At 72.6% G+C, this 4,001-nt stretch carries 3 protein-coding genes and 1 tRNA gene; 1 reads left to right on the top strand and 3 read right to left on the bottom strand.

The window, feature by feature from the left end:
• The 3 genes from ACWD4B_RS35335 to ACWD4B_RS35325 all read right to left on the bottom strand — a co-directional run.
• Nucleotides 1-1,882, bottom strand: a 1,882-nt coding sequence (locus tag ACWD4B_RS35335) for a prolyl oligopeptidase family serine peptidase (RefSeq protein WP_451424612.1), incomplete at its 3' end; no start/stop codon positions are given.
• A 256-nt stretch (nt 1,883-2,138) separates the two neighbouring features.
• Nucleotides 2,139-2,212: transfer RNA gene (locus ACWD4B_RS35330), tRNA-Pro, on the bottom strand.
• Nucleotides 2,213-2,331: 119 nt separating this feature from the next.
• Nucleotides 2,332-3,258 carry a metallophosphoesterase gene (locus ACWD4B_RS35325; protein ID WP_336410591.1) on the bottom strand — a complete coding sequence of 309 codons (927 nt, stop codon included), beginning with the start codon at nt 3,256-3,258 and terminating at the stop codon, nt 2,332-2,334.
• A 140-nt stretch (nt 3,259-3,398) separates the two neighbouring features.
• On the opposite strand from ACWD4B_RS35325, the gene ACWD4B_RS35320 reads away from it, so the two are divergent.
• Nucleotides 3,399-3,863, top strand: a complete 465-nt coding sequence (locus ACWD4B_RS35320) for a GatB/YqeY domain-containing protein (protein ID WP_336410592.1) — start codon at nt 3,399-3,401, stop codon at nt 3,861-3,863.
• The last annotated feature ends 138 nt before the right edge of the window (nt 3,864-4,001 follow it).

Genomic DNA, 4,001 nt, shown 5'->3' with positions numbered 1-4,001 from the left:
CGCTCTCCTGCGTCGGCTCGTCGGCTTCCCCTCTCCGCAGATCGGGAAGATCCACAGCAAAGGCGTTCGGAGAAATCGGCCAAGCCCTGCTTTGACGCTCGGCAAACGCGATCTCCAGCCGGAGCTGCTTGATCCGCTCCTCCACCACCAGCGAGCCGTGGCCCGCGTCGTAGCGGTACACCTCGTGCGGGTGGCCGCGCTCCGCGAGCCGCTCCACGTAGTTCTCGATCTGGCGTATAGGGCACCGGGGGTCGTTGGCGCCCGCGGAGATGTAGACCGGCGCCTGCACCCGGTCGACATAGGTGAGCGGCGACGAGGCGGCGAAGCGCTCGGGTACCTCCTCCGGGGTGCCGCCCAGCAGGGTGCGGTCCAGGGCCTTCAGCGCCTCCATCTCGTCGTGGTAGGCGGTCACGTAGTCGGCGACGGGGACCGCCGCCAGGCCCAGCGCCCAGGCGTCCGGCTGGGTGCCCAGCCCGAGCAGCGTCAGATAGCCGCCCCAGGAGCCGCCGGCCAGCACCAGCCGCGCCGGGTCCGCGAGCCCCGACGCCACGGCCCACTCCCGCACCGCCGCGATGTCCTCCAGCTCGATGAGGCCCACCCGGTGCTTGAGCGCGTCCGTCCAGGCCCGCCCGTAGCCCGTGGAGCCGCGGTAGTTGACGCGCACGACCGCGAATCCGTGGTCGACCCAGGCGGCCGGCTGGGCGGCGAAGGCGTCGCTGTCGTGCCAGGTCGGTCCGCCGTGGATGTCGAAGACGACCGGGAACGGGCCCTCGCCCGCGGGCCGCTGCACCAGGGCGTGCACCGGGCCGCCCGGGCCCTCCACCCACACGTCCTCGACCGGCACCGAACCGGGGGCCTCGGCGATCCCGTGCAGCCCCGGGGGCGGGCTCAGCACGACATGGCCCGCCGTGGAGCGCACGACCGGCGGCTCGGCGGCCGACGACCAGAGGAACTCCACCGTCCCGTCCGGGCGCGGCAGCGCTCCGGACACCGTGCCCTGCGGGGTGCCGAGCCGGGTCAGCTCGCCGCTCGCCAGCTCGTAGCGCCACAGCTCGCTGCGCGCCCGGTAGCTGTGGTCGATCAGCAGGGCGGAGCCGTCCGGGAACCAGTCGGCGTCCAGATCGCCCGGCAGATCGATGGCCAGGGCCGTCTCCTCGCCGGTCAGCGCGTCCCACAGCATCGGCTCCCAGCGGCCGCGCCGCTGGTGCCCGACGAGCAGCCGGGAGTCGCCGTCGGCCGGGGCGAACCCCAGCGCGGAGAGGCCGAGCTCCACGGTGCCGCCCCGGGTGTCGTCCAGCTCGGCCACGGGCGTGCCGTCCGCCCGGACCACGCGGATCGCCGCGTGCATGGCGTCGCCGTGCTCGGTGTGCTCGACGGCGATCAGCGAGGCGTCGTGGGACAGCGCACCCACCCCGGCCGACTGCCGGTGCCGGTAGACCTCCACGGGCTCCTCGCCCGGGCGTACGACGTGGATGCTGGAGCCGCCCTGCTCCGTGGACCGGCCGACGACCGCCGAGCCGTCCCGCCCCAGGGCCAGGCCGTCCGGATAGGCGGGCTCGAGGCCGGGCGTCGCGGGCTCGTCCTCCCCGCCGTGGAAGGGCTGGCGCACCCAGGTGCCGAACTCGTCCCCGTCGGTGTCCGAGAACCACCAGATCCAGGCGCCGTCCGGCGACAGCCTGCCGCTCGTGGTGCCCTGAGGCCGGTCTGTGACCTGCCGCTGCCTGCCCGTGGCACGGTCCCACGCGTACAGCTCGAAGGTGCCCGTCGCGTTCGAGGCGAACAGCGAGCGCTCCGGGGCGTCCTGCGCCCACCCGGGCAGCCCCGTCCGCGGCGCCCGGAAGCGCTTCTCCCAGTCCGGCATGGATACGTTGCTCTCGGTCATGCCCCTATTCTGCGCCGGGGGGCCGACATCCCGCGGAGCCTGTGGATAACTTCCGGAATCCGGGGGTCCGTTGGGCGGCCGGGGAGGGGCGGGACCGCGACGGCGCTTCTCCCGCGCAACGCCTTCGGCATGACGAAACCTCGCGCCGGCGGCGGAACTTCACCGCGGGAGGCCCCGGGGGGCCCTACGGCCCCTACGGCCCCAAAACGAGTCAGGGCCTTGATCGACTGAGTCGATCAAGGCCCTGACCTGGCTGTCGGGGTGGCGGGATTTGAACCCACGACCTCTTCGTCCCGAACGAAGCGCGCTGCCAAGCTGCGCTACACCCCGATGTTCTTCCGTTTCCCGTTTTTCCCGGGCCCCGGAGCAACGAGGACTACTTTAGCGGACCGGAGCCCGTAGGTGAAATCCGGTTCCTGGGGCCCCGCCTGCGGGGCCCCAGGGCGGGGTCAGTCGCGGGCGACGAGGGTGAGGAGGGTGGCCTCGGGCGGGCAGGCGAAGCGGACGGGGGTGTAGCGGTTCGTCCCGCAGCCTGCCGAGACGTGCAGGTAGGAGCGGTGGCCGCCGGCCTTGTGGGTGGAGAGGCCCTTCACGCGGCCGGCGTCGATGTCGCAGTTGGTGACCAGCGCACCGTAGAAGGGGATGCAGAGCTGGCCGCCGTGCGTGTGCCCGGCGAGGATCAGCGGGTAGCGGTCGGCCGCGAAGGCGTCGAGCACCCGGAGGTAGGGGGCGTGGACGACGGCCATGGAGAAGTCCGCGTCCTCCTGCGGTCCGCCGGCCACCCGGGCGTAGCGGTCGCGCTTGATGTGCGGGTCGTCGAGACCGGTGAGGGCGATCTCCATGCTGTCGATCTTGAGCGAGCCGCGGGTGTTGGTGAGGTTGACCCAGCCCGCGCGGTCGAAGCCGTCGCGCAGGTCCTCCCACGGGTTGTGGATCGCGCCGACGACCGGCTTGTTGCCGTTGAGGCCGTGCCGCCCGGTGGCCCGCTCCAGCAGGTAGCGCGCGGGGTTGCGCAGCCTGGGCCCGTAGTAGTCGTTGGAGCCGAAGACGTACGCGCCGGGGAAGCGCATCAGCGGGCCGAGGGCGTCGAGGGTCTCGGGCACGGCCTCGGGGTCGGAGAGGTTGTCACCGGTGTTGATCACGAAGTCGGGGCGCAGCCCGGCGAGGGACTGCAGCCAGCGCTGCTTCTTGCGCTGGCCCCCGACCATGTGGATGTCGGAGACCTGGAGGACCCGCAGCGGCCGCATCCCGGGCGGCAGCACGGGCACGGTGACCCGCCGCAGCCGGAAGGAGCGGACTTCGAAACCGGCGGCATAGGCGAGGCCGGCCGCGCCGACCGCCGTGATGCCCAGGGGTACTCCGTATCGCGCACGCATGAACCCATCGTCGCAGATCGCTGCAGGTGCCGGCTCACCTGCCGGTGCGCGCAAGGGAGTTCGCCGTTCCCGGCCCGCCCGGGGTGCCGCCCGGTGGTTAATGCGGAGCGCACAGGGGTGCAGGATGCGAAGATTGCGGCATGACCACGCTCAAGTCCAGGCTTCAGGACGACCTCACGTCCGCCATCAAGGCGCGCGACGAGCTGCGCTCCTCCACGCTCCGCCTCACCCTCTCCGCGATCGGCTACGAGGAGACCGCGGGCAAGGTGGCCCGTGAGCTCTCGGACGACGAGGTGCTGAAGGTGATCACGCGCGAGGCGAAGAAGCGCCGCGAGGCCGCCGACGCCTTCGAGAAGGGCGGCCGCGCCGAGCAGGCCGAGCGCGAGCGCGCGGAGGGCGAGCTGCTCGCCGAGTACCTGCCGAAGCAGCTGTCGGACGAGGAGCTCAACGCGGCCGTGGCGGAGGCCGTGGCCGAGGCGAAGGCCGGCGGCGCCGAGGGCCCGAAGGCCATGGGCGCCGTGATGAAGCTCGCGAACGCGAAGGTGGCGGGCCGCGCCGAGGGCGGCCGGGTGGCCGCCGCGGTCAAGCGGCTGCTCGCAGGCTGAGGCCCGGCCGCAGCGCGGAGCAAGCCGCAGCGCGGAACAACAGGAAGGGGCGCCCGACCAGTGGTCGGGCGTGCCGCTATATGGACAAAGTTCTAAAATGGAACATCACTGCAACTGCTCCGACGCACGAGTGGCCAT

The organism is Streptomyces sp. NPDC002536 (genome assembly GCF_053594995.1).
Note: the sequence above shows the minus strand (reverse complement) of the source record. Positions and strands in the feature narration are given on the sequence as shown.

What these genes read in the sequence shown, in the direction of transcription:
- ACWD4B_RS35325 (WP_336410591.1), bottom strand. Translation starts at nt 3,258, where the DNA reads ATGCGTGCGCGATACGGAGTACCCCTGGGCATCACGGCGGTCGGCGCG.
- ACWD4B_RS35320 (WP_336410592.1), top strand. Translation starts at nt 3,399, where the DNA reads ATGACCACGCTCAAGTCCAGGCTTCAGGACGACCTCACGTCCGCCATC.